This is a genomic window from Pelagicoccus sp. SDUM812002 (assembly GCF_031127835.1).
In the GTDB taxonomy this organism is placed as follows: domain Bacteria; phylum Verrucomicrobiota; class Verrucomicrobiia; order Opitutales; family Opitutaceae; genus Pelagicoccus.
The window spans coordinates 194649-221585 of the sequence record NZ_JARXHX010000004.1 but is presented as its reverse complement, the minus strand read 5'-3'; the positions used below and the strand labels follow the sequence as shown (position 1 = coordinate 221585).

The following is a 26937-nucleotide window of genomic DNA, read 5'->3' as shown; positions in this document are numbered from 1 at the left end:
CCAGACCGTCGTTCCAAAATTGTACTTGCAAGGCTCCGAATTTGTCCTCATCGACCGAAAAATAGCGACCTTTCCACCCCTCCCTCGCTCAAAGCGAGTAAAAGAGGGCCGAAAATTGCACGCTTACTCGCCTCATCGCCGCCTTCGGTAAACAAATTTTTCACCAACTACACTATATATAATGAAGTCCCTTGTCATCGCGGAAAAGCCGAGCGTAGCTCGCGACCTTTGCAAAGCAGTCGGCGGAAAGTTCGCCAAGCACGACGAGTACTTCGAAAGCGATGATTACGTGATCACTTCCGCCGTTGGTCACATCGTCGAGCTCTGCATGCCGGAGGACTACGACAAGCGAGACGCGTTCTGGAGACTGGCAAACCTGCCTATCATTCCCGAACAGTTTAAGCTCAAGCCGATCGAGAAAACGGAGTCGAAATACAAGTCCATCAAAAAGCTGATGAAGCGGAAGGACATCGAAACCGTGGTCAACGCATGTGACGCCGGTCGAGAGGGCGAGCTGATTTTCTCATACGTCTACAAGCTGACGAAATCGAAGCTACCCGTAAAGCGCTTGTGGATGCTTTCCATGACCCCTGCTGCCATCCGCAAAGCCTTCGACGAGTTGCGTGACGGGGAGGAAATGAAGAATCTTGCCGACGCCGCCCAATCTCGCTCCGAAGCGGACTGGCTTATCGGAATCAACTGTACCCGTGGCGTAACCAAGCGACTCTACGGCTCGCGTGCGGGCAATGTCGCCGGTGTTGGCCGTGTGCAAACCCCCACCCTCGCCATCGTCGTCGAGCGAGAGCGCTTAATCGAATCCTTCAAACCTCGTGACTACTGGCGCATTGTAACCGACTTCGGCATCACCAACGGTAGCTACCAAGGCGTTTATCAAAAACCGAACTTCAAGAAAGGCGACGACGAACACAACCGGATTGATCGCATCTGGGATGAAGCGGAAGCCAAGCAGGTAGCCGCTGACTTAGAGGGCAATCCAGTCGCTCTCGTTTCCGAGGAAAAGAAAAAGTCGAGACAAGCCGCTCAGCGCCTCTACGACTTGACCACCCTACAGCGGGAAGCGAACAACCGATTTGGCTTCTCTGCCCGCCGCACACTGCAGCTCGCGCAGTCGTTGTACGAAAAGCACAAAATGATCACTTATCCGCGTACCGACTCTCGAGCGTTACCGGAGGATTATCCCGACACCGTTCGCAGCACCCTGCAGAATCTTGAATCTACGCTCGGCGAGGTTGCGACGCGTCCTGTATCCAATAATTGGGTAAATCCTGGCGATAAAAGAGTATTCAATAACAAGCAGATATCCGATCACTTTGCGATCATCCCAACTGCTGACTCCGCAAAGAAGCTCAATGACGACGAAGCAAAGATCTTCGACATGATCAGCCGCCGCTTCGTCTCAATATTTTACCCGAGCGCCGAATTCGCAATCACCACTCGAGTGAGCGAGATAAACAGGCACAACTTCAAGACCGAAGGTAAGGTTCTCGTCTCTCCTGGCTGGCTGGAAGTCTACGGCAAAAGCGTGACGGTCGCCGGTGTCGACGACACCCTTCCCGCTCTCGACGAGAAAGATGGCGAGCCGGCAAAGGCCCAGGTTGACGGTTTCGAGCTTCTGGCCGAGGAAACCAAACCACCTCCAAGATACACAGAAGCCACCCTTCTATCTGCAATGGAAGGTGCTGGCAAACTGGTCGAAGATGACGAACTCGCCGACGCAATGAAGGAAGGCGGACTAGGCACACCAGCGACCCGAGCCCAAATCATCGAGCGCCTCATTGCTGAGCGCTACATCGAGCGTGATCACCGAGCTCTCTGCCCCACGCCAAAAGCGGAAACTCTGCTCGACTTCCTCACCTGCATCAACGCCGAGGCTCTCACCAAACCTGAGCTCACTGGCGAATGGGAGTATAAGCTGCACAAGATTGAGGATGGCGAACTCGACCGTGAAGCCTTTGTGAAGGAGATCATCGGCATGACCGAGAAGATCGTCGACAGTATCAAAAACTTCCAAGAAAACGACGACGACTTGCTGCCGAGCGACTTGAAGTCGCCGATCGACGGGCAGCCACTCTTCGAATCGATGAGAGCCTTCAAGACCAAGGGCGACCAGAAACCCGAGGAAGGCGAAAAAGACACGCGCTTCGCCATCTACAAGATCATCGGGAATCGAAAAATGGATGTCGCTGAACTCCGCGAGCTGCTCGAAAAAGGAAAGGTCGGACCGATAGACAATTTCCGCTCGAAGTCCGGCAAACCCTACAGCGCAAATCTATTCCTCGATCCAGAGACGCGCCGCGTTAAATTCGATTTCGGAAACGGCGATGGCGATAGCGGATCCGCAGACTTCTCGACAATGACGCCGGTAGCTAAATGTCCTCGCACCGGCGGAGATGTCTTCGAAACGCCAGCTGCGTACGTGGTTCGTGTAATGGAGGGAAGCAAGGAAACGACCCCTATCCGCGTCAGCCGAAAGATACTCGATCGCGAGATCCCTCTCGATCAAATGATGAAGCTTCTCGCGGACGGGAAAACGGACCTGCTGGACAAGTTCTGGTCGAAACGCACCAAACGTCCCTTCGACGCTTACCTCACCTTGCAGGACAGCGGTCAGACCAAGTTCGAGTTTCCGCCAAGAGCCGCTAAAAAAGGAGCTAAGAAGGCCACAAAAAAGGCAGCTAAGAAAGCTACCAAAAAGGCCGATTAGTCCGGTCGATAATTTAAATTCGGGCCGTTTTCCAATGGAAGGCGGCCTTTTCGCTATGCGACGATCATCGGATCGATCGCACTGGTCAGATAGGTAAAAACCGAGAGGACCGTTGTCGCGAAAGAGTATTTCCAATCTTGTGAACGCTTCACGACGAGAAAGGCAATCGCCGCGCCGAGAAGTCCGTTGGCAAGCAACTGCGAACCTGCTAGTAAAGCGATCGTGTCATAACCGAGCGCCGAAGACTCTGCGATCACGTAAAAGCAGGACGCTGCCGATTTTAGAACTCCAAAAACGATAGCAGGCAGTACGATCTTTTTGCTCTTGTAAGCAATGACCGCTAGAATGATGAGAAAGAGGAGGCTGAGCAGCATAATGTATGAAGTTAAAATTGAAAGATGGCTCAGTACTGCTCATCGGTAAATCCGCTTAAAACCTGAGTTATCCCAAATAAAACAACCACGCTTTACTTCCGAACGAGCTCTACACCCTATTGGCATTCGTAAGTAGCTCTCCCTTAGCGCGCAAAAAAGCGGATCACCCGAACGAGTGATCCGCCTCTTGAAGAGAGTTAAGATTACGCCAGACCTAGCGTCCGATAGCGTATACTACGAATCCGATTTTGCGTAGCTTCTCGTGGTCGAGAATATTGCGTCCGTCGAAAACGAAAGCAGGTTTAAACATGCCATCGTAGATCTTCTGGAAATCGAGCTCTTTGAAGGAATCCCATTCGGTCATGATTGCCAAGCCGTGGGCGCCCTTGGCCGCGGCGTACGGATCTTCGCAGATATCGATCTGCTTGTTTGGGTTGCCGCTTCCGTCAGTCTCAGACTCCTTGAGGTCCCTGAACATTTGATCTGGAGAAACCTTCGGGTCGTGAATCGCGAGTACCGCTTGCTCGTCGAGCAAATCGCGCCCCACGTACATGGCAGCCGTTTCGCGCGTGTCATTCGTATCCTTCTTGAAAGCGAAACCGAGCATGGCGATCCGCTTCCCGTTTACCGTATTGAAAAGGGTCGAGACGATTTTCTGCGAGAAGCGACTCTTCTGCCAATCGTTCATAATAATCACCTGCTCCCAATAAGCTGCCACATCGGGTAGACCGAAATGTTCGCAAAGGTACACGAGGTTCAAAATGTCCTTTTGGAAACACGATCCGCCGAAACCGACAGAGGCCTTCAGGAACTTGGGGCCGATACGGGAATCAGTTCCGATCGCGTAAGCCACTTGATCCACATTCGCTCCAGTGCGCTCACAGAGGGCGGAAATGGAATTGATGCTGGAAATACGCTGTGCGAGGAATGCGTTTGCTACGAGCTTGGACAGCTCGGATGACCAAAGATTCGTCGTAATGATGCGGTCGCGTGACACCCAATTCGCGTAAACGTCCACGAGCGTTTGAATCGCCTTTCGCCCTTCCTCCGAGTCCTCGTCGCCGCCGATGAGAACGCGGTCTGGCTCGTTGAGGTCCTCGATAGCAGTGCCTTCAGCTAAAAACTCAGGGTTTGAAAGAACCTGAAACTCAAGCCCTGCCCGAGAATTGGCCTGTAAAACGGTCTTCAAGCCTTCTGCAGTTCTCACAGGCAAGGTCGACTTCTCGACCACGATTTTCGAACCTTCCGAGTGCTCGGCGATGTCGCGAGCGCAAAGTTCGATGTATTTCAAGTCAGCCGCTTTGCCTGCGCCCGCACCATAAGTTTTGGTAGGGGTGCCCACACTAACGAAAATAATATCAGCCTCTTTGATTGCTCTAACCTTGTCCGTAGTGAAAAAGAGATTACGTCCGCGAGCGGTCTTTACGACGTCATCGAGTCCTGGCTCGAACACAGGGAGCTCCTCAGAGTTCCAAGCGTTGATGCGCGCTTCGTTAATGTCGGCAACCGTAACGGTGATGTCCGGGCACTTGTAGGCAATCATAGCCATCGTTGGGCCACCAACGTAGCCAGCTCCTAAGCAACAAATCTTCATGGTAATGTTAGAGTTGAGAAATCGCAGACCCAATAAGAAAGGCAAACGAGGATTAGACAAAAGTAGGTTTAAATCCGGTTAGATCGCCGCATAAACCAAGCCTAATTCGTCAGCTCTTCAATAAAACTTTAACAAATATCACCTCCACAACCCTGCTATGATCCAGCCTGAACCCTTCAGCGCCTCCCTCATCGAGCTCTCCGAGCGGAGAGGTTTCCAGCTTCGCACTATCGGAACCGTATCCAAACACTCAATTTACGCCCTATCGCGGAACAGCGCGAGCGCCTCTCAAAGACCTTATCGCATCTATATTTCCTCAGGGATTCACGGAGATGAACCCGCCGGACCCCTCACCATCGCTCACTTGCTCGAGGAAGACCTACTCCCTTACGACTGCGACATCACCCTCATTCCCCTCATCAACCCTACCGGCTTCGAAGCACGGACGAGGGAAAATGCGATAGGACACGACCTCAATCGCGACTTCCGCTACCCGAAAAATCCTGAGAGCGAGGCGGTGAAACTTTTTCTTGAGCAAATCGACCCGTTCGATCTGAGCCTTGCCTTGCACGAGGACTGGGAAAGCACGGGTTTCTACCTGTATGCTATCGTCGCAAACGCCGACACTAGCAAAGCTCAGGAGATTTTGGATACGATCGAAAAGATCGGCCCACTGGACCTCGCTCTCGAGATCGACGGCAGCGCCGCAACCGCCGGATTGATTAGCCGCCCTGCAGATTTCGATATTTACGAGCGGGATGACTGGCCTGAGGCTTTCCTTCTGTATTCAAAGTCCAGACACGCACACTACACGTTGGAAACGCCAAGTTCAGCTCCCCTCGAACAACGCGTTGCTGAGCACACGGCCGCCGTACTTCGAGCGATCGAACTCCATAGGGTCTGAATATTTCTACCAAATACGCGTCTTACCTCGCAAATAAAGCGAAGCTATTGAAACTCACCGACGATTAGAGCAACAGGTGGCAACCGATGAAAAAACAGAAGCGCTCGTGTCTTTAGCGCTGGAAGGCGACGATTCAGCCTTCAACCAACTCGTCACCCTCCACTACGATAAGGTGTACGGCCAAGCGCTCCGCATGACCAAGTCCGAGGAGGATGCCAAAGACGTGGCTCAACTCACGTGGATCAAGGTTTGGAAAAAGCTTTCGACCTTCAAAGGCGAGTCGGCCTTCACGTCTTGGGTGTATCGTATCACCACTTTCACCGCTCTCGATCTAATCCGGAAGCGAAACAGCAATCGCGAATCCGCCTCCGAGCCGGATTACCTCGAAAACGCGGCAAACTCAGACGCATCGTCGATTGCGTCCCCCGAACAAGTCCGTAAACTCGAAGGTAAAGAACTAAAAGCTCGCATCGACGACGCCTTTTCCAAACTCCCCGAAAAACTACGCACGGCCCTCCAACTCAGAGAGATCGAAGGGCTCACTTACGAAGAAATGGCCCAACAGCTCCACTGCAAAACCGGCACCGTCATGTCCCGCCTTTTCAACGCGAGAAAAACGATACAAAAACACTTAGCAGATTTAGTCTCATGAAAAACTATCGCGCCCCTAAACTCGCGTCCCTCGTCCTCATCGCGATCTTCAACTCCCTCTTTGCCAGCGTATCTGTCGCAGCCGACAGCATAAACATCAGGGCCACCTTAATCCTGGGCTCTAACGAGGGAGGTGGCGTCGACGCCTCTCTCAGCCAGTACGAGCGAAACTTGAAAAAGATCCTCCCCTTCGACACTTTTAAAAACCAAGGCTCCAGCAGAGCGAGCGTCTCCGTGCCTGGTTCCAATATCATCGGCCTCAGCGGCGAGCACGATGTCAGCGTAAAGGTCGACCCCGCCGGCGATGGAAAATTCCGGATATCCGCCCAATGGAAACGCAGCGGACACACCTTGGTAAATACGACCGTGGTAGCCTCGAAGGACCGACCCACCGTCCTCGTCGGTCCGAATTCCGGAAACGGGCGAATCATTTTGCTCTTAATCGCTCACTGAGCACGGGAGCCCCCCAATCAGCGGTGCCTCCCCATTTGAGATATCGCGGCGAGCCGACTTCCCGTTATTTTTTTGACTTCCGGCCATGGTCAGCCCGAAGGAATAGCCACGTACCGTAACCTTGGTACAACAAGTTCGGCACCCAAAACAGCAGCTCCGGCCGCGCCTCAGGCTTGCCGTCAAGCCATCCGATAGAGATCATGGCGAGGTAGTAAAGCAACCCCATCCCAACCCCGATGCCAAGGTTCGCCGATGTTTCCTTGCGTGAGGTTTTTAACCCCAAAGGAACTGCGATGCACGCAAACGAGAGCACCGCGAAACCCATTGCGAAGTTCTTGTGGAAAACCATTTTCGCCTTCAGCAAATTCTTCGATGCCTCTTCGCGTACCTCGCCCGACGAGGAGGCTATAATACTTTCGTAGCGGGCGACCTCCGCCTGCAGCTCGTCAAAGGTCATCCACGTCAGCTTGCGAGCTAGAGTTTCCTCGCCGATGATCTCTGACATCGGAAACATGAATGGCACCCGATCCATGGAAAGCGGATAGAATTTCTTGGTCCGAAAGCTCTCGGGATCCTCCTTATCGCGGTATTCTACGATCGTTTGCTCGGTATCCAGCTGCAACTCCGCGCTCCCTTCGATGAAGGCGAAGCGGCCCTTCTCCGCTCGGGCGAACAAGGTTACTTGGCTCTTTTCGTTGAGCTTCCAGATCCAGACGTCGTAGAGCATCTCGTCTTCCTTCTGGCCAACGTAGATCACCGTGTCCGAAAAATCCCGGACAAAGGTCTTCTCCACGATAAAGCCTAGCGGGTTTGTCTGGATAACGTCCTTGAGCTCTTGACGATACTGCGTCTTGGCTAAAGGCCCGTAATAGAAATTTACCACCAAAGAGGCGGTCGTGCCAAGGATCGCCAAAAAGAAAACTGAACTCGAAAGCCGGATGACGCTGACACCAGCTGCTCTGAGCGACGTTATTTCGTTCTCAGCTGAGAGCCTTCCCATGGTCAGCAAAGCCCCCGTAATAAAGCCCATCGGTAGGGCGTAGACGAATACGAATGGAAACAACTGCCAGGTCAGCCGAAAAAAGGAATGCAAGGTCAGCTGTCCCTCTGCTAAAAGATTAAGCATATCCTTGACCATGCTCATGGTCAGAATCAAGAAGGCGAACATCGCCACCGACGCCATGCAGGAGGTAAATACGTTCTTGAAAATGTAGCGATGGATAAGGCTCACCGCTGCCTACACTTATTCTCCGCCACCCATCCGCAAGCCGAAACCACCAACCGAGAAAACTCGCAACCAAGACTTCCCCTTTTCACCATCACCATCCACTCTCCGTCCCGCTCGAATGAAGTACGTTCCTGAAAAGCCACCTATCTACGGCGAATCGCTCGAAAGCCTGCAAGATCGCTTCGTGGAACTCGGCGAACCCAAGTTCCGTGCCAAACAAGTCCTCGAATGGCTCTACAAAAAACGGGCAAAGACTTGGGACGCCATGACAAACCTCCCCAAGCCGCTGCGCGAAAAGCTAGCCGACTCCTTCGAAATCGCCCCCTCCAAACGAGTTCTCGCCAAGGAATCGGCTGACGAAACAGAAAAGCTGCTCCTGCAAATGGGCGACAACTCCATGGTCGAGACCGTCGTTATCCGAGCCCCGCAAATCGGCGTCGGTCAGGAAAGCTCCCGCAAAACTATCTGCATCTCCACTCAAGTCGGCTGCGCCTACGGATGCAAATTCTGCGCGTCAGGACTCGCTGGCTGGAAACGTGACCTCTCCGTCGGGGAAATCGTCTCCCAACTCATACACGTCTGCCACCTCGAAGACGCCACCACCGAACGCGCTTCCGAAGAAATAGCCTCCTTCGACAACATTGTCGTCATGGGGATGGGAGAGCCCATGGCTAACTACCAGAACCTGCTCCCTGCACTTCGCATCCTCAACGCGAAATGGGGACTCAATTTCGGGGCCCGACGCATCACGATTTCGACCTCTGGAGTCGTTCCTCGCATTCTAGAGCTGGCGGACGAACGAGAGCAATTCCGTCTCGCCGTCTCACTGCACGGTGCGACCAACGAGGTCCGCGATCAGATCATGCCAATCAATCGCAAGTACCCGCTCGAGCAGCTGCTTCCCGCCATCCAAAAGTACGCTCAGACCAAGGGCCGCATGATCACCCTCGAGTTCATTCTCATCGAAGAGATCAACGACATGCTCGAACAAGCCGACGCCCTCATCAAAATCGCCCTCGACCTCAAAGCACACGTCAACCTCATCCCCTACAACACCGTCGATGGACTCGATTGGAAGCGCCCCTCCATTACCCGCCAAGACACCTTCTACAATCGACTCAAAAACAGGGGAGTCTCCGTGACCATCCGCCGGGAAAAAGGCCACGATATCGCAGCAGCATGCGGCCAACTCAAACTCAAGACTGAAACCGACCTTGCAGTGTAGAATCGACCCTGATCGCGAACTAACTGGCCAACACCCTTCCAACCCACCGCGAAATTCTACTTGATTACTAGGAATCTAATTACATATCAACAAATACTGATACGTTGATATATCTTTTGAATCATTCCAATTTCGCATGAGCCAGACACCCATCAGCCAACTTTTCTCGGCAAGCAAACCTCTTCTCTCGGTAGAGTTTTTCCCGCCCAAAACCGACGAAGCTCTCGCTACCCTAATGGATTCGGCGGACGACCTCGCCATCTATCAGCCTGATTTCGTGTCGGTAACCTACGGAGCAGGCGGCAGCACACGCGATCGCTCCGCCAAGGCCTGCGATCTTCTACGCGAGGATCATGAGTACAACATCATGCCCCACCTCACCTGCGTGGGAGCCAGCCGCGACGAGCTAGCGGAGACCATCAACGGTCTCTACGACACCGGCTACCGAAACATCATGGCCCTGCGCGGCGATCCGCCCAAGGACAGCGACTCGTTCGTGGTGGCAAAGGACGGTTTCGCTTATGCCGCCGATTTGGTCGCCTTTATCAAGGAACTCCATTCCGATATCTCGATCGGTGTCGCTGGCTATCCAGAAAAACATCCCGAAGCCTTGGACCTCGCTACCGATCTCCACCACCTGAAGACCAAGGTAGACGCTGGAGCATCCTTTATCACCACCCAGCTCTTCTTCGACAACGGCGACCTCTACCGCTTCCTCGACGAAGCGGACAAGCTCGATATTACCGTACCGGTCATCCCCGGCATAATGCCCGTGCTTTCGATCAAGCAGATCAAACGCATCACCAGCATGTGCGGAGCTAGCTTACCAGCCGAACTCGAAAAACACCTCAACACTGCCGGCGATAATGCGGACCTCGTCCGCCAAATCGGCATCCGCTGGGCTACCGAGCAAATTCAAGACCTCATCGAGGCGGGACTCCCGGGCGTTCATCTTTACGCCTTAAATCGCTCCGATGTGGCGACTGAGCTCATGTCGGCGTTCCGCACGGCGACGACGTCAGACTGAATGACGACAGGCGGCTCACTGCCCTAGTTTCGTTAGCCACCCGCAAAAACCACCCGAAACCCGGCATCTTCCAAGATGGTCCGAGTTTCTTCGCGTTTATCGCCTTGAATTTCGATATTGCCGTTTTTCACTGCTCCACCGACTCCACAACGTTTTTGTATCGACTTAGCCAATACAGATTTCTCTTCCGCTGAAATCCCTTTCCAACCGGAGACAACAGTTACCGTCTTGCCACCGCGACCTGACTTTTCACGCTTCACGTCGAGGCGGCCGCGATTCTTCTTTTCAGCCACCTTGCTAGCTGCTGATTTAGGCGATGGAACGGTAGGCCCGCTGGGAAGGCTCCCCAGATCGAGAGAATCAAATGGGTTCGCTCCAATACCTTCGCCACCGTCTGTGGAAACGCGCTTTTTTCCCTTACCCATTTTTTAGGAAAAATCCTTGCGGCCCGCGCAGCGACCTCTCGGAATTTCGTTCTCGTTGTTCAGAAACGCCAAAGCCTTCATGTAGCTTCGGTTCTTGAGGAAGTGCCGAAGCTGAGGATTGATCTCGCGGCGATGCTCCTCCAGAGCCCCATCGATCACTCCCATGCTTCGCTTGATTTCAGCTGAGTCTGCATTCGCGATGGCGTCCTTCAGCTGCTGCAACGATTCCCTGATCTGCGTTTCAATCATCTTGACTGATCAATCAATCAACGCCTCGCCTCGCAGCAAGAAAGATGTGCACCCCACGAAGATTCCCGGAACCCTCCAAGTCCTGCTATCCATTCATAAAACTCCTACAAAGTGCAGAAAACGTTCATACACCGATGCGTTGTTAACTGATAGCTACTATTATTTAACCCGTTTTGCTTTACTCCCTACACCAGCGGGCTTAACGGTGGTGTTTTCTTTTAACAATCTCCCAACACCATCACACCCATAGGGACATACAGGAATGGTCACATTCGCAACGCGTTCTAACGCTGACTTGATCGATCTCAACTACGAGAAGTGGAAAGCAGACCCCGCTTCGGTAGACGAGAAATGGCAAGCTTTCTTCGAAGGTTTCGAGCTCGCTATGGCGACTGCTCCAAAAACCCCTAAAGGCGCCCCCGCGCAGGTGACCAGCAGCGCCGCCAAGCAGATGAACGTCTCGAGTCTCATCTACGCTTACCGCAGCCTTGGCCATACGCAGGCGAAGATCAATCCGCTCGACGAAGCTCCCATACAGAATCCAAATCTTTCTTTAGAGGAATTTGGTCTCAGCGAAGCCGACCTCGATGCCTCCTTCAATTCGGGCCACTTCCTTGACGGACAGCCCATGAAACTGCGCGATCTTATCGACAGCCTCAAGAAGACCTACTGTTCGAGCATAGGATATGAATACATCCACATGCAGAACACGGAGGCACGCCGCTGGATCCAGACCAAGATCGAGCCGCTGCAAGGCGGCATCGACTTCTCCGACTCGGTTAAGATACGCATCCTTCGCAAGGTCTTCGCTGCAGAAGCCTTCGAAAGCTTCCTTCACACGCGTTATACCGGACAAAAGCGATTCTCCCTCGAGGGCGGCGAAACCCTGATCCCCTGCTTGGACAACGTCCTCGAACACTGCGGACGTCTCGGCATCAAGGAGGTCGTCATGGGCATGGCCCACCGCGGTCGCCTCAACGTACTCGCCAATACACTCAAGAAATCCTACGAATTCGTCTTCGAAGAATTCGGGGAGGAATACATTCCCAATACCGTCGGCGGCGATGGAGACGTGAAGTACCACCTCGGCTACGAGAAGGTCATCGAGACCAAGGAGGGCCACTACGTCGAAATCCGCCTTGCCTCCAACCCTTCGCACCTCGAAGCGGTCGATCCAGTCGTCGAAGGTAAAGCTCGAGCTCGCCAGCGTATCCTCAACGACACCAAGCGCGAAAAAGTCCTGCCTGTGCTTATTCACGGAGACGCAGCCTTCGCCGGCCAAGGACTCGTCACCGAGGTCCTCAATTCCTCACAGCTCCCAGGCTACCGCACCGGCGGCACCCTGCACATCATCGTCAACAACCAGATCGGATTCACCACAACTCCGAAAGAGGCCCGCTCCACTCGCTATTGCACGGACGTGGCTAAGATGATCGAAGCCCCGATTTTTCACGTCAACGGCGACGACCCGCTCGCCGTCGTTTACGTCACCCTGCTCGCCATCGAGTACCGCCAAAAGTTCGGAGCCGATGTCGTCATCGACATGTACTGCTACCGCAAACACGGCCACAATGAGGCGGACGAGCCGATGTTCACAAACCCGGATCTCTACGACAAGATCTCCAAGCACCCTCCCGTCAGCGAGATCCTCACCAAACGCCTCATCGACGAAGGTACTTTATCCAAAGACGAAATCGCCAAGATTCAACAAGAGTACGAAACCTCACTCGCCAACTCTCTCGATCGAGTCAAAAAGGCCGCCGAAGCTCAAATCCAAGTCAAAAAAGCCTTCGCTGGTTCCAACGCAATTTTCCAGCCTAAGTTCAATTTCGAACCCGTCGAAACTGGCGTCAGTAAGGAGATTTTGAGTACAGTCGTACAGGGCCTGACCCGCCTTCCCGGCAACATAAAGCCCAACCGCAAGATCAAGCGTTTCCTCGACACCCGGAAAACAGCTTTCGAAAACAACGATCCTATCGATTGGGCCTACGGAGAAGCGCTCGCATTCGGAACACTTCTCAATCAAGGCACCCCCGTCCGCCTATCTGGCCAAGACTCGGAGCGAGGCACTTTCAGCCACCGCCACGCCGTCATCCACGACGTGAAGACTGACGAGCGATACATTCCGCTGCTCAATATCGACAAGGACCAAGCACGTTTTTGCGTTTATAATTCGCTTCTATCCGAGGCGGCGGTACTGGGCTTCGACTTCGGCTACTCCCTCGACTACCCACGCATGCTCTGCATCTGGGAAGCCCAATTCGGCGACTTCGCCAACGGCGCCCAAGTCATCATCGACCAGTTCATCACCTCCTCTGAATCCAAGTGGGGACGCGTTTCAGGATTGGTTCTGCTACTCCCGCACGGCTACGAAGGCCAAGGCCCCGAACACTCTTCAGCCCGCCTCGAACGATTCCTGCAATCTTGCGCAGAAGACAATATCCAGGTCTGCAACATGACCAACTCCGCACAGTACTTTCACGTGTTGCGCCGACAGATGATGCGCGAATTCCGCAAGCCGCTCGTCATAATGTCGCCTAAATCGATGCTACGCCTCAAAGACGCTGCGTCTCCATGGGAAGACATCGAATCAGGTTCTTTCCAGGAAATTATCGACGACAAGCAAGCCACGGCATCGAAAACGAAGCGATTGATTCTCTGCTCCGGAAAAGTCTACTACGACATCCGCAAAAAGCAGGCCGAGATAAAGGATAAAAGCACCGCTGTCATTCGCGTCGAACAGCTTTACCCGCTGCATGCCGGGAGACTCGCCGAGATCGCGGAGAAGTACGGCAAAGCCACGAAGATTGTCTGGTGCCAAGAGGAATCCCAGAACATGGGAGCTTACACTTTTATCGCTCCAAAGCTCGAAGAGATCTTCAAGAAGAGGCCCGTCTACGCAGGTCGCGGCGAGTCCGCCAGCCCGGCTGTCGGCGTCATGGCTCTCCACAAGAAGGAACTCGCTCAACTCTTGGACGACGCTTTCACCCTATAATTTTTGTAACGACAATTCTGATACAGCATGGCAACTGAAGTAAAAGTGCCCGCCCTCGGCGAATCTATCACGTCCGGCATAATCGCCTCGTGGAACGTTAAAGACGGAGACTACGTCGAAAAGGACCAAGTCCTTTACGAGTTGGAAACCGACAAGATCACATCAGAGGGTCTCGCCGAAGTCGCAGGAGTCATCAGCCTCGCCGCAGCGGAGGGTGACGAAGTAGACATCGGCGCTGTAATCGCCAGCATCGACGAATCAGCTTCCGCACCTGATAAGGCGGACAAAGCCGAGAAGGCGGACGATTCAAAACAGGAAGCTAAAGCGGAAGACAAAGAAAAGACAGAGGACAAGAAGGAATCCGTTCCCGAGAAAAAGTCCGACGCAATTTCTCCGGCTGTTCGCCGTATCGCCGAAGAGGAAGACATCGACCCGGCGAGGGTTACAGGCACCGGTAAAGACGGACGCGTCACAAAGGGCGACATGCTAACAGCGACGCACTCCTCCCGCATGCCTGCCGAGGAAGAAAAGAAGCCCGCCGCTTCAGCGCCTTCAGCTGCCAAGCCCGTTCCTAGCGGCGAACGCACCACTCGCAAAAAGATGACGCCGCTTCGAGCCAAGATCGCCGAGCGCCTCGTTTCCGCTCAACAAGAAGCGGCCATGCTCACCACTTTCAACGAGGTCGATATGAGCGCGGTTATGGGACTTCGCAAAAAGTACCAAGACGCCTTCGTTAAGAAAAACGGGGTCAAGCTTGGATTCATGTCCCTCTTCGTCAAAGCGGTCGTCAACGGCCTCAAGGAAGTTCCTGGGATCAATGCCCAGATCGACGGCAACGAGATCGTACAAAACCACTTCTACGACATCGGCATCGCCGTATCCACTCCCAAAGGACTAATGGTTCCTGTCGTTCGCGACTGCGATCAACTCGGCCTCGCGGAAATCGAACAATCTATTATCGGTTACGCCAATAAAGCCCGCGAAGGCAAAATCAGCATCGACGACCTAACCGGCGGTGTTTTCACAATTACAAATGGCGGCATCTTCGGCTCCATGCTCTCCACTCCGATCTTAAATGCGCCACAGAGTGGTATCCTTGGAATGCATACAATCCAAGAGCGCCCGGTCGCCATCAATGGACAGGTAGAAATCCGCCCTATGATGTACCTCGCCGTCTCCTACGATCACCGCATCGTCGACGGAAAGGAAGCGGTCACCTTCCTCGTAAAGGTCAAGCAAGCACTCGAAGACCCAGCTCGCCTCTTGCTCGAAGTCTAGAGAGACCTTCGGCGAGCCACGCAAATCTCCGCGAATCCCGAGATTAGATGTTCTAGCAAATTCGTGCGATTCGTGGACATAAAACTTACCTAATTACATAATGTCAGATTCATCCACATTCGATGTAGCCGTAATTGGCGGTGGCCCTGGTGGCTACGTTGCCGCAATCCGCTGTGCTCAGCTCGGCCTCAAAACCGCCATTGTTGAAAAGCGAAAGGCGCTAGGCGGAACTTGCCTCAACGTTGGCTGCATCCCCAGCAAAGCCCTGCTCCACACCAGCGAGCAATTCGAGTTCGCCGCCCACAACGCCAAGGCGGCCGGCATCGAAATCGACGGCAAGGTTTCGCTCAATCTAGAGACAGTCATGGCAAAGAAGGACAAAGTGGTGAAGCAACTCACCAGCGGCGTCGACATGCTGGTCAAGAAACGCGGCATCACTCGCTTCGAGGGACATGGCAAGCTGCTCGGCGACGGCAAGATCGCAGTAGACGACAAAGAAGCGCTTTCCGCCGAGAACATCATTCTCGCCACCGGCTCCGCAGCCGTGGACCTACCTTTTCTTAAGCAGGACGGCGAAACAATCGTTTCCAGCGACCAAGCGATCGCCTTCGATTCCGTTCCCGAAAACTTCGTTGTTATCGGAGCGGGAGCCATCGGACTAGAAATGGGTTCCGTCTGGTCGCGCTACGGAAGCAAAGTCACCATATTAGAATTCCTTCCAAATGTAGCCGCCGGATTCGACCAGGACGTATCCAAACTCCTCGAGCGCAGCTTCAAAAAACAAGGTCTGACCATCCACACCAATACCAAGGTCACTGGAACCAAGGAAATCGACGGCAAGCTCAACGTAGTCGCCGAGAAAAAGGACAAAGAGGTAACTGTACCCGCCGACAAAATCCTCGTCGCCGTCGGCCGTAAGCCGTTTACCGAAAACCTAGGACTTGATACCGTCGGCATCGCACCCGACAAGCGCGGTTTCATCGAGATCGACGACCACTTCAAAACCAGTGTCGATGGCATTTTTGCAATCGGCGATATCGTTCGTGGTCCCATGCTGGCCCACAAAGCAGAGGAAGAAGGCGTTGCCATCGCCGAGCTCATTGCAGGCAAAGCGGGTCACGTAAATTACAACGTCATTCCCAACGTCATTTACACTGAACCGGAAGTAGCGGGAGTCGGGCTGACCGAAGCCCAAGCCAAAGAAAAAGGTATTTCTGTAAAGGTAGGAAAATTCCCACTACAGGCCAACGGTCGTGCCATCGCTTCCGACGCAACCGACGGGATGGTCAAGATTATCGCGTGTGCCGAAACCGATAAAATCCTCGGTGGCCAAATCATTGCCAAAGGTGCAAGCGAAATGATTTCCGAGATCGTGACTCATATGGAATACGGCGGCAGCGCCGAGGACCTCGGTCGAACCGTCCACGCACACCCTACGATCTCGGAAGCAATCAAGGAAGCTGGTCTCGCCGTGGACGGAGCTGCCATACACTCCTTGTAACCTTTGGCAAGCGGCCTTGTGCCGCTAATTCTCCGACATGACCCAGCACGCCACCATCGACTTCCTCAACGCTCGGCGTGATTGGGTCCTTGCGGCACCGAAGGACAACGCTCCCATTCTAACCCTCTGCGTTCGTCCCGACGAAGGCGAACGCACCTTCGTTTCCAAAATACAGCTCGACCCCGAACAAGGGGTCGTAGGCGATCGATGGATACGCAAGACTTGGATATACACTGACGACGGAAAGCCCGACCCGCGTATTCAAGTTTGCCTACTCGGTTCCCGTATCCTCCAGCTCATCCGACGCGACCCCGACGGCATGACCTACCCAGGCGACAACATCATCGCCGACATGGACTTCTCAGAAGAAAACCTCCCCGTCGGAATTCACCTCCAAATCGGCACCGCTATTCTCGAGGTCTCCGACGTCTTCAACCACGCCTGTTCCAAGTGGAGCGAACGCCACGGCAACGTCTCCTTCAAGTGGATCAATCTACCGGAAAATAAACCCAAACGCTTCCGCGGCATCCTCTGCCAAATCATCCAAGCCGGCGAAGTCACCTTAACTGACTCCATCCGCAAACTCACCCCCTAATCGCGTTTTACCCCGCACCTACCGCACCTCGCGACTGATTAGAGTAAACCGGATCACCTGTATCACTGCAATCGCTACCAAATAGCCGGGCACCGCGCTCCAAACCGGACCGAGCCCCGTCGTAATGTCGATGTCGATCACACGGAAGTTGTGCAAGATTCCCAGCGCCAAAAATCCCGCCGCCGCCAATAGCCAACCCCAAACCGCCGTAAACTTGCGATCGATGATCGAAGCCAAAACGATCGAAGCATACATCCAACCTTGCTCGAGCGCGAAAATCCCCACCGCAAAAAATCCGTCATCTCCCGTCAGCTTTTGCAGAAAATCCTCAGTAAACGGCATCCCTTCTACGCCAACGCCGACAACAACGCCGCCCGTGCCGCCACCTTGCGCAAATGGTGCACGAAAAGCGCCCCCACCTCCTCGATCAATCCGGAACCGAAACATGCCAGCACTCCCGCTATCCTCGATATCGTATCCGCTTCTTCCTTACTTGCTCCCTCCGCCAAGGCAATCTGCTGAGCGGGAATCATCACGTAAAACGTGAAGAAGAAAATCGGCAGCAGATTGATGCCATAAGGCAACGCACAAACATCGTCTCGACCTATCCGCGTCGCGAAGCCCTTAGCCTGCCACGCGTAAAACACGTTCCCGAAAATCAAGCCAATCGCCAAAGCCGGCAACACCCGAGTCGCCACAAATTCAGGACTAAAACCAAGTGCAAAAACGCAGAGGTTGATGATCAGTAGTAAATTTACGAAGTTGTTCAGTCCCAGACCAAAGAACCCGTCCCAATCACCCTTCGTTATCCATTTCATCCTTTCGCGAGAAACCGCTCACTAGATCCGAGCCACAAAACGTCCCAAAATATCGGATACTTGCGGCACGCCATAGTTAAAGTTCACCTTTATCTCATCTTTGGATTCCTGCCGCAGTTCGTATCCAGATAACACATTTGCCAGCACGATCGGCATGTGAATACGCGCCAAGTTCATCCCGAGGCAAATATGCGTGCTCCCGCCAAAACTCCCCCGACTCTTCTTGGAATACTTGTTTTCGATCCAACGAATCGGCTTAAAGCGATACGGCTCCTCGTAAACTTCCTCCCAAAAATGAGGCAAGGTCTGCAAGTGTAGCACCTTCTCTCCCCTCTCCAATCGGTACCCTGCGAACTCGAACGGCTTCGCCACCGTACGAGCCAACACCGGAGCCGCCGGAAACATGCGCTCGATCTCGAAGATCGTGGCCTTAAATTTTGGATACGCCTTTATTCCTCGAGCAAACGAATCCTGACCATATCCGGCCAATTCTTCGCGGAACTCCCCCAGCCACTCGCTATCCGCCAAGATGTGCTGCAAGCCGCAATTGAGCAGCTTCGCCGTATTGCCCGTCCCCGCCATCAAGAGAAGATAAGCCTCGGAAATCAATTCCTGCAGGTCGACCTCTCCGTCATTGTCTTCCAAAGTCCGAGCCAACACTTCCGAAAAATTATCGTCCACACCAGCCTCTTCCCCGGCAATTCTCCGTTTCACAAAATCTCCCAGCAAACCGAAGACGAAGTCCTTGTCCGCCAAGAACGCCTCGCTCTCGTAAATGCCTTTCGCCACTACTTCTCCCAAACCGTCGCCCCGATAAAGCTCTCTTCGAACCGGATAAAAACACGAACCGCCTCCTCGCTCAGCGGAGCCTTCAACACCGTTGGCGAATTGGCATCCGTCAAAGTCGCCATGAAAAAGTCAGCCAGCGAGGTCGCCCCATCCTCCGCCGACCGCAGTCGCTCCTTCACGATCCCATCGATGCTAGGAATCCAACGAGCGATCGCGCTCATCGCGAAGCCGGGCTTGAGCTGTTTACGCTTCTGCCGATGCTCCTTCCCGTCCATTCGCGTCACATGACGCTTCCCCATCACATCCCGAAACGGCGTCAAGGCAGACTGATAATCCCACATGTCCGGATTCCTCCGAGCTGCCGCGTTCGCATCCACCCCACCCATGCAAATCCAACGCTCTCCTCGAAACTGCAGCGAGTAGATCGGCCCCAGCTTCCGGTACGCGGACAAATGATCAAACGAATCCAAACCCGCAGCCTCCACGGAATCCAATCCTGCAAAATCGACTTCGCACGAGGGAACCTGTTGGAAAGAATCATTAGCCATAACGACCTCTCAGCCCGCCGCATGCCGCGCAGTCCCACGCGCGATTCCAGCACTGAACCAACCGCGCACCGTGCCTTCTAAGGACAAGTCTGCAATGGCCCCCGCCTCAGCGGGTCTACTGGGTAAACCCATCGCACGTTGCTTCTCTCGCCCAACCATACTCCAAACAAAGCCAAGCCCTCCAACTATGAAAAGCCGACTCTACGCCACCACCACCCCAATCGCCCTCGCAGCTCTCAGCCTCCTCCCTAATATTGTCCCCGACTCCGCAGCCCAAAGTCTCGAATGGGAAGCCTACGACCCGCCTTCCAGCCTCGTCGTGCCGGAACATATCGTCACCCGCGCCCGCTTCCCCTTCATTGACGTGCATTCGCACCAGTGGCAAATGGACTCCCAAAACCTTACCCAGCTCGCCACCGAGATGGACGCCATGAACATGGCCATCATGGTCAACCTCTCTGGCCGTGGCGGCTCCCGCCTCAAGGCCATGACCGACAACGTCGCCCAACACTACCCCAACCGCTTCGTCGTATTCACAAACCTAGACTTCAACAACGTCGATCAAGCCGACTGGAAAGTCCGTACCCTCGCCCAGCTGCAGACCGATTTCGAAAACGGAGCCAAAGGCCTCAAAATCTTCAAGGGACTCGGTATGTCCAACACGGATACAAAAGGAAACCGCATCGCCGTCGACGACCCGCGTCTTGGTCCCGTTTGGGACAAATGCGGCGAACTCGGAATCCCCGTCCTCATCCACTCCGCCGACCCCAAACAGTTCTGGCTTCCACAGGACGAGCAAAACGAACGCTGGCTCGAACTCAAAACCCACCCCCGACGCAAACGCTCCGACACCGATCCCGCCCCCTGGGCCCAAATCATGTCCGAGCAACACCGCATGTTCAAAGCCCACCCTAAAACCCAATTCATCGCCGCCCACATGGGCTGGCACGCCAATGACCTCGACAAGCTCGGCCAGCTTCTCGACGAAATTCCCAACATGCACGTCGGCATCGCCGCCGTCATCGCTGAACTGGGACGCCAGCCCCGCGCCGCCAACCGCTTCTTCGAGAAATACCAGGACCGCGTCCTCTTCGGAAAAGACGCCTACCACCCCCAAGAATTCCACACCTACTTCCGCGTCCTCGAAACCGACGACGAGTACTTCCCCTACTACAAACGCTACCACGCCTTCTGGCGCATGTACGGCCTCGATCTCCCCGACGAAATCCTCAAAAAGCTCTACTACCAAAACGCCCTCAATCTCATCCCCGGCCTCGACGCATCCCTCTTTCCCGAATAGCCCGCCGATCAAATCCCCTTTGGAAACGACCTCCCTTCGCCGAATAAGCAGCCCGATCAACGCACTGCCCCCAATTACCAGCTGCACTCACCTCGCGAAGCCCCCATACACCACCCACACGCCCTTAGACCCTAAAATCCGGAATCTGGCACCCGGAACCTGAAACCTAGCACCCAGAACTCATCCTCCAATTAAACACCTTTGTCTCCTTTATTTGGAACGATTCCAATTTTCACTTGATATTTAGAATTATTCCATTTCGATACTGCGACTTAGAGTTATTCCAAATAAACACGCCACCAAGAAACAATGAACAACGAAGTCAAAACAGAGATCCTGCATCAGAAGCTCGCCGCTTCCGGTCTTCGTTCGACTCGCCAGCGCGAGATCGTATACGACGCGATCCTAACTAAGCGAGACCACCCCACCGCTGACGAGATCTTCGCTCGAGCCAAGCAAGAGATGCCAACCATCTCGTTAGCAACCGTTTACAATTGCCTCGACACACTCGTACAGTGCGACCTCGTCAAGCAAGTTCACCTCGAGCGAGAATCCACTCGCTACTGCCCAAACCTCACCGAGCACGCCCACTTTCACGACAACGAGTCCGGAACGATTTATGACGTCCAGCTCGATCCCGCTACCATTTCGAAGCTGACACACCTCCTTCCACAGGGTTTTGACGTCAGCTCTATTGACATTACCTTCCGCGGAAAAGCGGCTGCTGAACCTATCGCCTAACCAAAAGAACCAAAATTTTAAATTACCATGAGCAACAAACTCGAAATAAAGAACCTCAACGTAAGCATCGGCGACAAGCAGATCCTAAAAGACTTCAGCCTAACGGTTCCAAAGGGTGAAGTTCACGCCATCATGGGTCCAAACGGCACCGGCAAGAGCACCCTGGCGAAAGCTATAGCAGGCCACCCTGACTACGAGGTCACAAGCGGTGAGGTCATCGTCGACGGCGAGAGCATCATGGACATGGAGGCGGACGAGCGCTCTCGTGCCGGACTTTTCCTAGCCTTCCAGTACCCGATGGAAATACCAGGCGTTACCATCGCTAACTTCATTCGAGCGGCCCTCAATGCTCGCCTGCCAGAGGACGAGGAGCTCAATGCCCCCGACTACTACAAGTCCCTCTATGCCAAGATGGACATGCTCAAGATCGACCGCAAGTTCACCGCCCGCTCCGTAAACGATGGTTTCTCCGGCGGCGAAAAGAAGCGCTGCGAAATTCTCCAAATGGCAATGCTTGAGCCCAAGTACGCAGTGCTCGACGAAACCGACTCTGGCCTCGATATCGACGCCCTCAAGATCGTCGCCGAAGGTGTAAACTCTATGCGTGGCCCGAACCTCGGTGCCCTCGTCATCACCCACTATCAACGTCTCCTCGACTACATCATCCCCGATGTCGTGCATGTCATGTATGACGGCCGTATCGTCAAGAGCGGTCCCAAGGAACTCGCCCTCGAGCTCGAAAGCAGGGGTTACGAGTGGGTCAAGGAACTCGCTGGCGAAGTCGCCGCATCGTAACGCTAGCGAATCGCTAGTCACGAAAACATTCAACGTACCAAAATTATGGTTACACCAAATTCAGAAATCGAAGTCGATCGCGAGAAAGGGAATTTCCGTTTCACCGAAAGTCATAAATTCGACGCGGGGATCGGACTTTCCGAGAAAGTCATCGACTACATTTGCGACGTCAAAGAGGAAGACCAATGGATCCGCGACTTTCGTAAGCGTGCCCTGAAGGTCTTCGAGTCTAAGCCCATGCCGACTAACTGGGCGACCAAGGACCTTGAAAACATCGACTTCAACAAGATCCGCTACTACCTCTCTGGGGGTAATCGTGCATCCAAGACGTGGGACGACGTTCCCGACGATGTGAAGCAAACCTTCGAACGCCTCGGTATTCCGGAGAACGAACGCAAGTTCCTCGCCGGTGTCGAAGCGCAGTTCGACTCCGAAGCCGCGTATTCAAATATCAAGGAAAGCGTCGGCAAGCAGGGTGTTATTTTCGTGGGTTCCACTGAGGGGCTCATGAAACACCCCGAAATTTTCAAGAAGTGGTTCGGCAAGGTCATCCCTACCGGTGACAACAAGTTCTCTGCTCTCAACAGTGCCGTTTTCTCCGGCGGTTCATTCATCTACGTCCCTCCAGGCGTGAAGGTGAGCCACCCGCTGCAAGCCTACTTCCGCATCAACGCGGAAAACTTCGGCCAGTTCGAACGGACTCTCATTATCGCCGACGAAGGCTCTGAGGTCACCTACATGGAAGGTTGTACCGCTCCGAAGTTTGACACAGCCACTCTGCACTCCGCAGTCGTCGAGCTGGTCGCCATGCCCGGCGCCAAGATCGAGTATGTCACCGTGCAGAACTGGTCTTCAAACGTTTTCAACCTGGTAACCAAACGTGCCATCGCTCACGAAGGAGCGACCGTCAAATGGATCGACTGCAACATCGGCAGCCGCCTAACCATGAAGTACCCAGGTGTCGTTCTGAAAGGCAAGAAGGCTCGTGGTGAAGTCCTCTCTATCGCCCTCGCCAACGACGGACAGCACCAAGACACGGGTGCGAAGATGATCCATGCTGCGGACGAAACCACCAGCAACATCATCTCCAAGTCGATCAGCGTCGGCAAAGGCCGTTCGACATACCGGGGACAGGTCCACATGCCGAAAAACTTGAAAGGCTGTAAGAACAACACCGAATGCGATGCCCTTCTCATCAGCGAGAACTCACGCACCGACACTTACCCAGCCATCACCGTTCGCGGCAACAAGAACGCCGTGCAGCACGAAGCCTCCGTCTCCAAAGTATCTGCCGAGCAGATATTCTACATGCAGCAGCGCGGCCTGAGCGAAGGTGAAGCGATGAGCCTCAGCGTTAACGGATTCGTCAACGATCTCACGCGCCAATTCCCCATGGAATACAGCGTCGAGCTCAAGCGCCTCATCGAACTGGAAATGGAAGGCTCTGTCGGATAAGCGACCTAGCGCCAAAGACCGAAAACCAAACACCCATTTAGAAGTGAGTTCACTTACAAAAGACACACCCATGAGCGAAAGCAGCGACGCGATCAGTCCGATCAAAGAGGCATTCAATCGCCATATCGAAGATTTGGATACAGCTCCATCATGGTGGAAAAAGAGCAAATCCGAAGCCTTCGACACGTTCGAAAGTATCGCTTTGCCTACCCGCCGCGATGAGCCTTGGCGCTTCGCGACCGTGAAAGGCCTCGAATTGACAGACGTCAGGTTCGCCGCTCTGCCGAGCATTAGCGACGCCGCTTCCCTCGTAGCCCGCTCGAATTTCATCGAGAACTTCTCCGGACGCTTCGTATTCGGCGACGACCAAACGCTGCAGGCGGATCGCATCTCTCCCGAGCTTGCCGAAAAAGGCGTCATCTGGGCACCGTTTCGGGAGGCAGTCTCCAAACACGGCGACATCGTTAAAGATTACTTCATGAAGCAAGAGGCCGCCCTCGGCTCCGAGAAGTTCGCCGCCCTACACCGTGCCTTCATGGAAAACGGAGCTCTGCTCTACGTTCCAAGGGGCGTCGAGATCGAGGATGCCTTCGTAGTCTACAACTGGAGCATCAACGCTGGATCCGCCATCTTCCCGCACACTCTCGTGATCACCGAGGACTTGGCGAAGGTGAAGCTTGTCGAAGCCAACCTATCTGCCACCGAAGACGCAGCGGCGTTTTCCTGTGGGGTTAACCACATCTTCGCCGGTGTGGGTTCCACTGTAGACTACACGCTCCTACAGAACTTCAATGAGCAGACACTCGGCTTCCAGATCAACTCCAACGTCGCGGGCAAGGACTCCAACGTGAAGACCATCAGCGTCAACGTTGGCTGCAAACGCTACCGCTCCGAAACGCACGGGCAAATAAAAGGAGCTGGCTCCAAGGTCGAAATGCTCTCCCTCGCGGTCGCAGACCACGATCAGGAGATCGACCAACGCACCCTGCAGACCCACTCCGCGCCAAACGCGGTTTCGGACTTGCTCTTCAAAAACGCTCTGGTCGATAACGCTCGCACCATTTTCTCGGGCTTGATCAAGGTCGATCCTGGCGCCCAACAAACCGACGCCTACCAGACAAACCGCAACTTGCTGCTCAGTGGCACCGCGGAGGCAAATTCCCTGCCCGGGCTCGAAATTGATGCCAACGACGTCAAGTGTAGCCATGGTGCCACTACATCTCAGATCGAGGACGAAGAAATTTTCTACATGCTCGCTCGAGGCATCACTCGCGAAAAGGCTCAGGAGCTGATCGTGTACGGCTTCTTCGAAGAAATACTCGAGCGTATCAGTTGCGAAACCGTTGCGGAAAACGCACGCCAAATCATTCAAGACAAGTTCAAGAAGCGCCTCAGCAAGTAGGAGCAAGCTTGTCACGCGAACCGGAATCAGCGAACTCTAATCAGATTACCATGCAGACCGAAGAACAGCAGCAACGCAGCCTCACCCGCGAGGTTGAAGCGGTACAAATTCCAAGTGGCGACCCCATTCAGCTTCCCGCCCTTTCGAAGGTACACATCACCCAGCAATTAGGCGGCAGCTACACCGTCATGACCGACTACGGGCTAGCCCGCATAGACGGTCGCGACGCAGACGCTCTCGGATCCGATATCGCGGAGGAACAAGCCGCTGCCGCAGAAGCTGCCAAGCAGTCCAAGGCTGAGCCCTCAGGGGAGTCGCCCGACGAGGAAGCAATCTGGCAGCAGCTCCGCAACGTTTACGATCCTGAAATCCCAGTCAACATCGTGGATTTAGGACTTGTTTACTCCATGGTCGTTGAGGAAACCGAGAACAGCGCCAACAAGGTCGTCGTACAAATGACCCTCACTGCTCCTGGTTGCGGCATGGGGCCCGCCATAGCCGAAGACGCCAAGAGCAAGATAATGCTCGTACCTGGCGCTGACGAAGCCGAGGTCAATCTTGTCTGGGAACCAGCTTGGGACCAAAGCATGATCAGCGAAGAAGGCCGCATGATCTTGGGCCTCGTGTAAGTCATCACTCGAAAGCGGTTGTCACTAGATATTTAGGCAATGACGAGGACTTCAGTTCTCGTCTTTCGCGTCGAATTCCTTGCCAATCGCAGCTTGTTGGCTACCAACAACTACAACCAACAAATTACAGATGCCCAAAAAAGAAGAAAAATCATCAGAATCCCAGATCGGCTCGCAGATCCAAAAAAAGTTTCTCGAAGAGCGCAAAATCTTCCTGTGGGGACAAGTTTCCGACGAAACCGCCAAGGACGTCACAGAAAAGCTCCTCTATCTCGAAGCGGACGCGCCGGGAAAGGATATCACCTTTTATATCAACACTCCAGGTGGCTCCGTGACAGCTGGCCTCGCCATCTACGATACGATCAAGCTCATCACCTCAGAGGTGACCGTCGTCGTCACAGGCCTCGCAGCCTCGATGGGATCAATCCTTCTTTCGGCCCCTAAAAAAGGGAAACGTCTCCTCTACCCACACGCTAAAGTACTGATCCATCAGCCACTCATCGGCGGACAGTTCCAAGGTCCAGCGGTAGACATTCACATCTTCGCTCAAGATATGGAGAAGACTCGCGAGGAGCTGAATCGCATTCTTTCTGAAGCTTCTGGTCAGCCGTTGGAAAAGATCCAAACCGATACCGACCGCGACTTCTACATGAGTGCTCAAGAAGCGATCAACTACGGTCTCGCTGACAAAATCATCGAAACGATCTAATCAGAACCGAATTTTACTTTCACAAAGCCGCGTATCCAACATCTGGAACGCGGCTTTTTCGCACCGTAGGGCGGAGCCAAACAAAGCCGACAGGGTTGACTTCAGCCCCTGGGCTGCAAATCGCGTTCAAGGCCGCCTAGCCCCAAATCATTTGCCCCAGCTTCCACCCGCAGAAGACCGCCAGTAAACAAGCGAAGAAACTCCCGGCAGCGTTCAGGCCTGCCAACCCATAGTACCCTCCCTGCAACAATTTGAGCGTCTGCAAAGAAAAGGTAGAAAACGTGGTGTACCCACCAAGTAGTCCAAATGATAGAAAAAGAGGAATCGCCTCTTCCTTTCCCCATCCAAATTTCGAATACATCGGAAGCAACAATCCGATCAAAAAGGAGCCCACCACATTCGCGATCAAAACGCTCATTGGGAAATCTCCCGTAGCTCTACGGTCAATCCACATCACCGTCACATAGCGAAGACTGCCTCCCAACGCGCTCCCAAGACCGACGAGGAGAATAGATTTAGGATCCATG

The 26937-nt window shown here is 54.0% G+C and carries 27 protein-coding genes; 17 read left to right on the top strand and 10 right to left on the bottom strand.

Features of this window, described 5'->3' with window-relative positions:
• Positions 1-181: 181 nt before the first annotated feature.
• A complete protein-coding gene (locus QEH53_RS08505; RefSeq protein WP_309022744.1) occupies positions 182-2725 on the top strand; it encodes a DNA topoisomerase III in 2544 nt (847 codons plus the stop codon).
• 53 nt (positions 2726-2778) lie between these two features.
• Here the strand turns inward: QEH53_RS08505 and QEH53_RS08500 are convergent, their stop codons facing one another.
• Complete coding sequence (locus QEH53_RS08500) at positions 2779-3099, bottom strand: hypothetical protein (RefSeq protein ID WP_309022743.1); 321 nt, start codon at positions 3097-3099, stop codon at positions 2779-2781.
• 214 nt (positions 3100-3313) lie between these two features.
• Positions 3314-4693: a UDP-glucose 6-dehydrogenase gene (locus tag QEH53_RS08495; RefSeq protein ID WP_309022742.1), complete on the bottom strand. Its 1380-nt coding sequence runs from the start codon at positions 4691-4693 to the stop codon at positions 3314-3316.
• 157 nt (positions 4694-4850) lie between these two features.
• Here QEH53_RS08495 and QEH53_RS08490 point away from each other — a divergent pair, with 157 nt between their 5' ends.
• From QEH53_RS08490 to QEH53_RS08480, 3 genes are all read left to right on the top strand, one after another.
• Complete coding sequence (locus QEH53_RS08490; protein WP_309022741.1) at positions 4851-5597, top strand: M14 family metallocarboxypeptidase; 747 nt, start codon at positions 4851-4853, stop codon at positions 5595-5597.
• A gap of 106 nt (positions 5598-5703) precedes the next feature.
• A complete protein-coding gene (locus QEH53_RS08485) occupies positions 5704-6249 on the top strand; it encodes a sigma-70 family RNA polymerase sigma factor (protein WP_309022740.1) in 546 nt (181 codons plus the stop codon).
• Positions 6246-6701 (top strand): hypothetical protein, encoded by a 456-nt coding sequence (locus tag QEH53_RS08480; RefSeq protein WP_309022739.1) that lies wholly within the window; start codon positions 6246-6248, stop codon positions 6699-6701. Before QEH53_RS08485 ends, QEH53_RS08480 begins: the two co-directional genes overlap by 4 nt.
• A gap of 64 nt (positions 6702-6765) precedes the next feature.
• On the opposite strand, the gene QEH53_RS08475 is transcribed toward QEH53_RS08480, so the two are convergent.
• Positions 6766-7932 (bottom strand): LptF/LptG family permease, encoded by a 1167-nt coding sequence (locus tag QEH53_RS08475; protein WP_309022738.1) that lies wholly within the window; start codon positions 7930-7932, stop codon positions 6766-6768.
• 115 nt (positions 7933-8047) lie between these two features.
• Here QEH53_RS08475 and rlmN point away from each other — a divergent pair, with 115 nt between their 5' ends.
• Positions 8048-9154, top strand: a complete 1107-nt coding sequence (gene rlmN / locus QEH53_RS08470; protein WP_309022737.1) for a 23S rRNA (adenine(2503)-C(2))-methyltransferase RlmN — start codon at positions 8048-8050, stop codon at positions 9152-9154.
• A gap of 136 nt (positions 9155-9290) precedes the next feature.
• On the top strand, positions 9291-10181 hold the full coding sequence (metF, locus tag QEH53_RS08465) for a methylenetetrahydrofolate reductase [NAD(P)H] (RefSeq protein WP_309022736.1): 891 nt from the start codon (positions 9291-9293) through the stop codon (positions 10179-10181).
• A gap of 32 nt (positions 10182-10213) precedes the next feature.
• Here metF and QEH53_RS08460 read toward each other — a convergent pair whose 3' ends face one another.
• Together QEH53_RS08460 and QEH53_RS08455 are read right to left on the bottom strand one after the other, a co-directional pair.
• The gene (locus QEH53_RS08460; protein WP_309022735.1) at positions 10214-10606 is read right to left on the bottom strand and encodes a translation initiation factor; all 393 of its coding nucleotides are present in this window, start codon (positions 10604-10606) and stop codon (positions 10214-10216) included.
• Positions 10607-10609: 3 nt separating this feature from the next.
• Positions 10610-10855, bottom strand: a complete 246-nt coding sequence (locus QEH53_RS08455; RefSeq protein WP_309022734.1) for a hypothetical protein — start codon at positions 10853-10855, stop codon at positions 10610-10612.
• Between the two features lie 262 nt (positions 10856-11117).
• Between QEH53_RS08455 and QEH53_RS08450 the strand changes: the two genes are divergently transcribed.
• The 4 genes from QEH53_RS08450 to QEH53_RS08435 all read left to right on the top strand — a co-directional run bounded on the left by QEH53_RS08450 (position 11118) and on the right by QEH53_RS08435 (position 17224).
• Positions 11118-13850: a 2-oxoglutarate dehydrogenase E1 component gene (locus QEH53_RS08450; protein WP_309022733.1), complete on the top strand. Its 2733-nt coding sequence runs from the start codon at positions 11118-11120 to the stop codon at positions 13848-13850.
• A 27-nt stretch (positions 13851-13877) separates the two neighbouring features.
• On the top strand, positions 13878-15128 hold the full coding sequence (gene odhB / locus QEH53_RS08445; RefSeq protein WP_309022732.1) for a 2-oxoglutarate dehydrogenase complex dihydrolipoyllysine-residue succinyltransferase: 1251 nt from the start codon (positions 13878-13880) through the stop codon (positions 15126-15128).
• A 100-nt stretch (positions 15129-15228) separates the two neighbouring features.
• Positions 15229-16629 (top strand): dihydrolipoyl dehydrogenase, encoded by a 1401-nt coding sequence (lpdA, locus tag QEH53_RS08440; protein ID WP_309022731.1) that lies wholly within the window; start codon positions 15229-15231, stop codon positions 16627-16629.
• A gap of 37 nt (positions 16630-16666) precedes the next feature.
• Entirely contained in the window at positions 16667-17224 is a 558-nt protein-coding gene (locus QEH53_RS08435; protein WP_309022730.1) for a hypothetical protein, read from the top strand.
• A gap of 18 nt (positions 17225-17242) precedes the next feature.
• Here the strand turns inward: QEH53_RS08435 and QEH53_RS08430 are convergent, their stop codons facing one another.
• Genes QEH53_RS08430 through QEH53_RS08415 form a run of 4 tightly spaced genes read right to left on the bottom strand, consistent with a single transcriptional unit; the run spans position 17243 to position 19379 of the window.
• Positions 17243-17566 carry a hypothetical protein gene (locus QEH53_RS08430; protein ID WP_309022729.1) on the bottom strand — a complete coding sequence of 108 codons (324 nt, stop codon included), beginning with the start codon at positions 17564-17566 and terminating at the stop codon, positions 17243-17245.
• A 5-nt stretch (positions 17567-17571) separates the two neighbouring features.
• A complete protein-coding gene (locus QEH53_RS08425) occupies positions 17572-18042 on the bottom strand; it encodes a hypothetical protein (protein ID WP_309022728.1) in 471 nt (156 codons plus the stop codon).
• A 21-nt stretch (positions 18043-18063) separates the two neighbouring features.
• Positions 18064-18831 (bottom strand): cytochrome P450, encoded by a 768-nt coding sequence (locus QEH53_RS08420; protein WP_309022727.1) that lies wholly within the window; start codon positions 18829-18831, stop codon positions 18064-18066.
• Positions 18831-19379 (bottom strand): hypothetical protein, encoded by a 549-nt coding sequence (locus QEH53_RS08415; protein WP_309022726.1) that lies wholly within the window; start codon positions 19377-19379, stop codon positions 18831-18833. The genes QEH53_RS08420 and QEH53_RS08415 overlap by 1 nt, the downstream gene beginning before the upstream one ends.
• A gap of 187 nt (positions 19380-19566) precedes the next feature.
• Here QEH53_RS08415 and QEH53_RS08410 point away from each other — a divergent pair, with 187 nt between their 5' ends.
• The 7 genes from QEH53_RS08410 (at position 19567) to QEH53_RS08380 (ending at position 26410) form a co-directional block, all read left to right on the top strand.
• Positions 19567-20679: an amidohydrolase family protein gene (locus tag QEH53_RS08410; protein WP_309022725.1), complete on the top strand. Its 1113-nt coding sequence runs from the start codon at positions 19567-19569 to the stop codon at positions 20677-20679.
• A 309-nt stretch (positions 20680-20988) separates the two neighbouring features.
• A complete protein-coding gene (locus tag QEH53_RS08405; RefSeq protein ID WP_309022724.1) occupies positions 20989-21420 on the top strand; it encodes a transcriptional repressor in 432 nt (143 codons plus the stop codon).
• A 27-nt stretch (positions 21421-21447) separates the two neighbouring features.
• Positions 21448-22215 carry a Fe-S cluster assembly ATPase SufC gene (sufC, locus tag QEH53_RS08400; protein ID WP_309022723.1) on the top strand — a complete coding sequence of 256 codons (768 nt, stop codon included), beginning with the start codon at positions 21448-21450 and terminating at the stop codon, positions 22213-22215.
• A 45-nt stretch (positions 22216-22260) separates the two neighbouring features.
• Positions 22261-23670 carry a Fe-S cluster assembly protein SufB gene (sufB, locus tag QEH53_RS08395; RefSeq protein ID WP_309022722.1) on the top strand — a complete coding sequence of 470 codons (1410 nt, stop codon included), beginning with the start codon at positions 22261-22263 and terminating at the stop codon, positions 23668-23670.
• A gap of 43 nt (positions 23671-23713) precedes the next feature.
• Entirely contained in the window at positions 23714-25072 is a 1359-nt protein-coding gene (gene sufD, locus QEH53_RS08390) for a Fe-S cluster assembly protein SufD (RefSeq protein ID WP_309022721.1), read from the top strand.
• A 50-nt stretch (positions 25073-25122) separates the two neighbouring features.
• Positions 25123-25701, top strand: a complete 579-nt coding sequence (sufT, locus tag QEH53_RS08385; protein WP_309022720.1) for a putative Fe-S cluster assembly protein SufT — start codon at positions 25123-25125, stop codon at positions 25699-25701.
• An 85-nt stretch (positions 25702-25786) separates the two neighbouring features.
• Complete coding sequence (locus QEH53_RS08380; protein ID WP_345785712.1) at positions 25787-26410, top strand: ATP-dependent Clp protease proteolytic subunit; 624 nt, start codon at positions 25787-25789, stop codon at positions 26408-26410.
• Positions 26411-26546: 136 nt separating this feature from the next.
• Here QEH53_RS08380 and QEH53_RS08375 read toward each other — a convergent pair whose 3' ends face one another.
• A complete protein-coding gene (locus QEH53_RS08375; RefSeq protein ID WP_309022718.1) occupies positions 26547-26936 on the bottom strand; it encodes a CrcB family protein in 390 nt (129 codons plus the stop codon).
• Position 26937: the final 1 nt, after the last annotated feature.

Excerpts from the sequence above, each read along its gene's own strand:
- QEH53_RS08505 (WP_309022744.1), top strand. The coding sequence starts at position 182 with ATGAAGTCCCTTGTCATCGCGGAAAAGCCGAGCGTAGCTCGCGACCTT.
- QEH53_RS08500 (WP_309022743.1), bottom strand. The coding sequence starts at position 3,099 with ATGCTGCTCAGCCTCCTCTTTCTCATCATTCTAGCGGTCATTGCTTAC.
- QEH53_RS08495 (WP_309022742.1), bottom strand. The coding sequence starts at position 4,693 with ATGAAGATTTGTTGCTTAGGAGCTGGCTACGTTGGTGGCCCAACGATG.
- QEH53_RS08490 (WP_309022741.1), top strand. The coding sequence starts at position 4,851 with ATGATCCAGCCTGAACCCTTCAGCGCCTCCCTCATCGAGCTCTCCGAG.
- QEH53_RS08480 (WP_309022739.1), top strand. The coding sequence starts at position 6,246 with ATGAAAAACTATCGCGCCCCTAAACTCGCGTCCCTCGTCCTCATCGCG.
- rlmN (WP_309022737.1), top strand. The coding sequence starts at position 8,048 with ATGAAGTACGTTCCTGAAAAGCCACCTATCTACGGCGAATCGCTCGAA.
- metF (WP_309022736.1), top strand. The coding sequence starts at position 9,291 with ATGAGCCAGACACCCATCAGCCAACTTTTCTCGGCAAGCAAACCTCTT.
- QEH53_RS08460 (WP_309022735.1), bottom strand. The coding sequence starts at position 10,606 with ATGGGTAAGGGAAAAAAGCGCGTTTCCACAGACGGTGGCGAAGGTATT.
- QEH53_RS08455 (WP_309022734.1), bottom strand. The coding sequence starts at position 10,855 with ATGATTGAAACGCAGATCAGGGAATCGTTGCAGCAGCTGAAGGACGCC.
- QEH53_RS08450 (WP_309022733.1), top strand. The coding sequence starts at position 11,118 with ATGGTCACATTCGCAACGCGTTCTAACGCTGACTTGATCGATCTCAAC.
- odhB (WP_309022732.1), top strand. The coding sequence starts at position 13,878 with ATGGCAACTGAAGTAAAAGTGCCCGCCCTCGGCGAATCTATCACGTCC.
- lpdA (WP_309022731.1), top strand. The coding sequence starts at position 15,229 with ATGTCAGATTCATCCACATTCGATGTAGCCGTAATTGGCGGTGGCCCT.
- QEH53_RS08435 (WP_309022730.1), top strand. The coding sequence starts at position 16,667 with ATGACCCAGCACGCCACCATCGACTTCCTCAACGCTCGGCGTGATTGG.
- QEH53_RS08430 (WP_309022729.1), bottom strand. The coding sequence starts at position 17,566 with ATGCCGTTTACTGAGGATTTTCTGCAAAAGCTGACGGGAGATGACGGA.
- QEH53_RS08425 (WP_309022728.1), bottom strand. The coding sequence starts at position 18,042 with ATGAAATGGATAACGAAGGGTGATTGGGACGGGTTCTTTGGTCTGGGA.
- QEH53_RS08415 (WP_309022726.1), bottom strand. The coding sequence starts at position 19,379 with ATGGCTAATGATTCTTTCCAACAGGTTCCCTCGTGCGAAGTCGATTTT.
- QEH53_RS08410 (WP_309022725.1), top strand. The coding sequence starts at position 19,567 with ATGAAAAGCCGACTCTACGCCACCACCACCCCAATCGCCCTCGCAGCT.
- QEH53_RS08405 (WP_309022724.1), top strand. The coding sequence starts at position 20,989 with ATGAACAACGAAGTCAAAACAGAGATCCTGCATCAGAAGCTCGCCGCT.
- sufC (WP_309022723.1), top strand. The coding sequence starts at position 21,448 with ATGAGCAACAAACTCGAAATAAAGAACCTCAACGTAAGCATCGGCGAC.
- sufB (WP_309022722.1), top strand. The coding sequence starts at position 22,261 with ATGGTTACACCAAATTCAGAAATCGAAGTCGATCGCGAGAAAGGGAAT.
- sufT (WP_309022720.1), top strand. The coding sequence starts at position 25,123 with ATGCAGACCGAAGAACAGCAGCAACGCAGCCTCACCCGCGAGGTTGAA.
- QEH53_RS08375 (WP_309022718.1), bottom strand. The coding sequence starts at position 26,936 with ATGGATCCTAAATCTATTCTCCTCGTCGGTCTTGGGAGCGCGTTGGGA.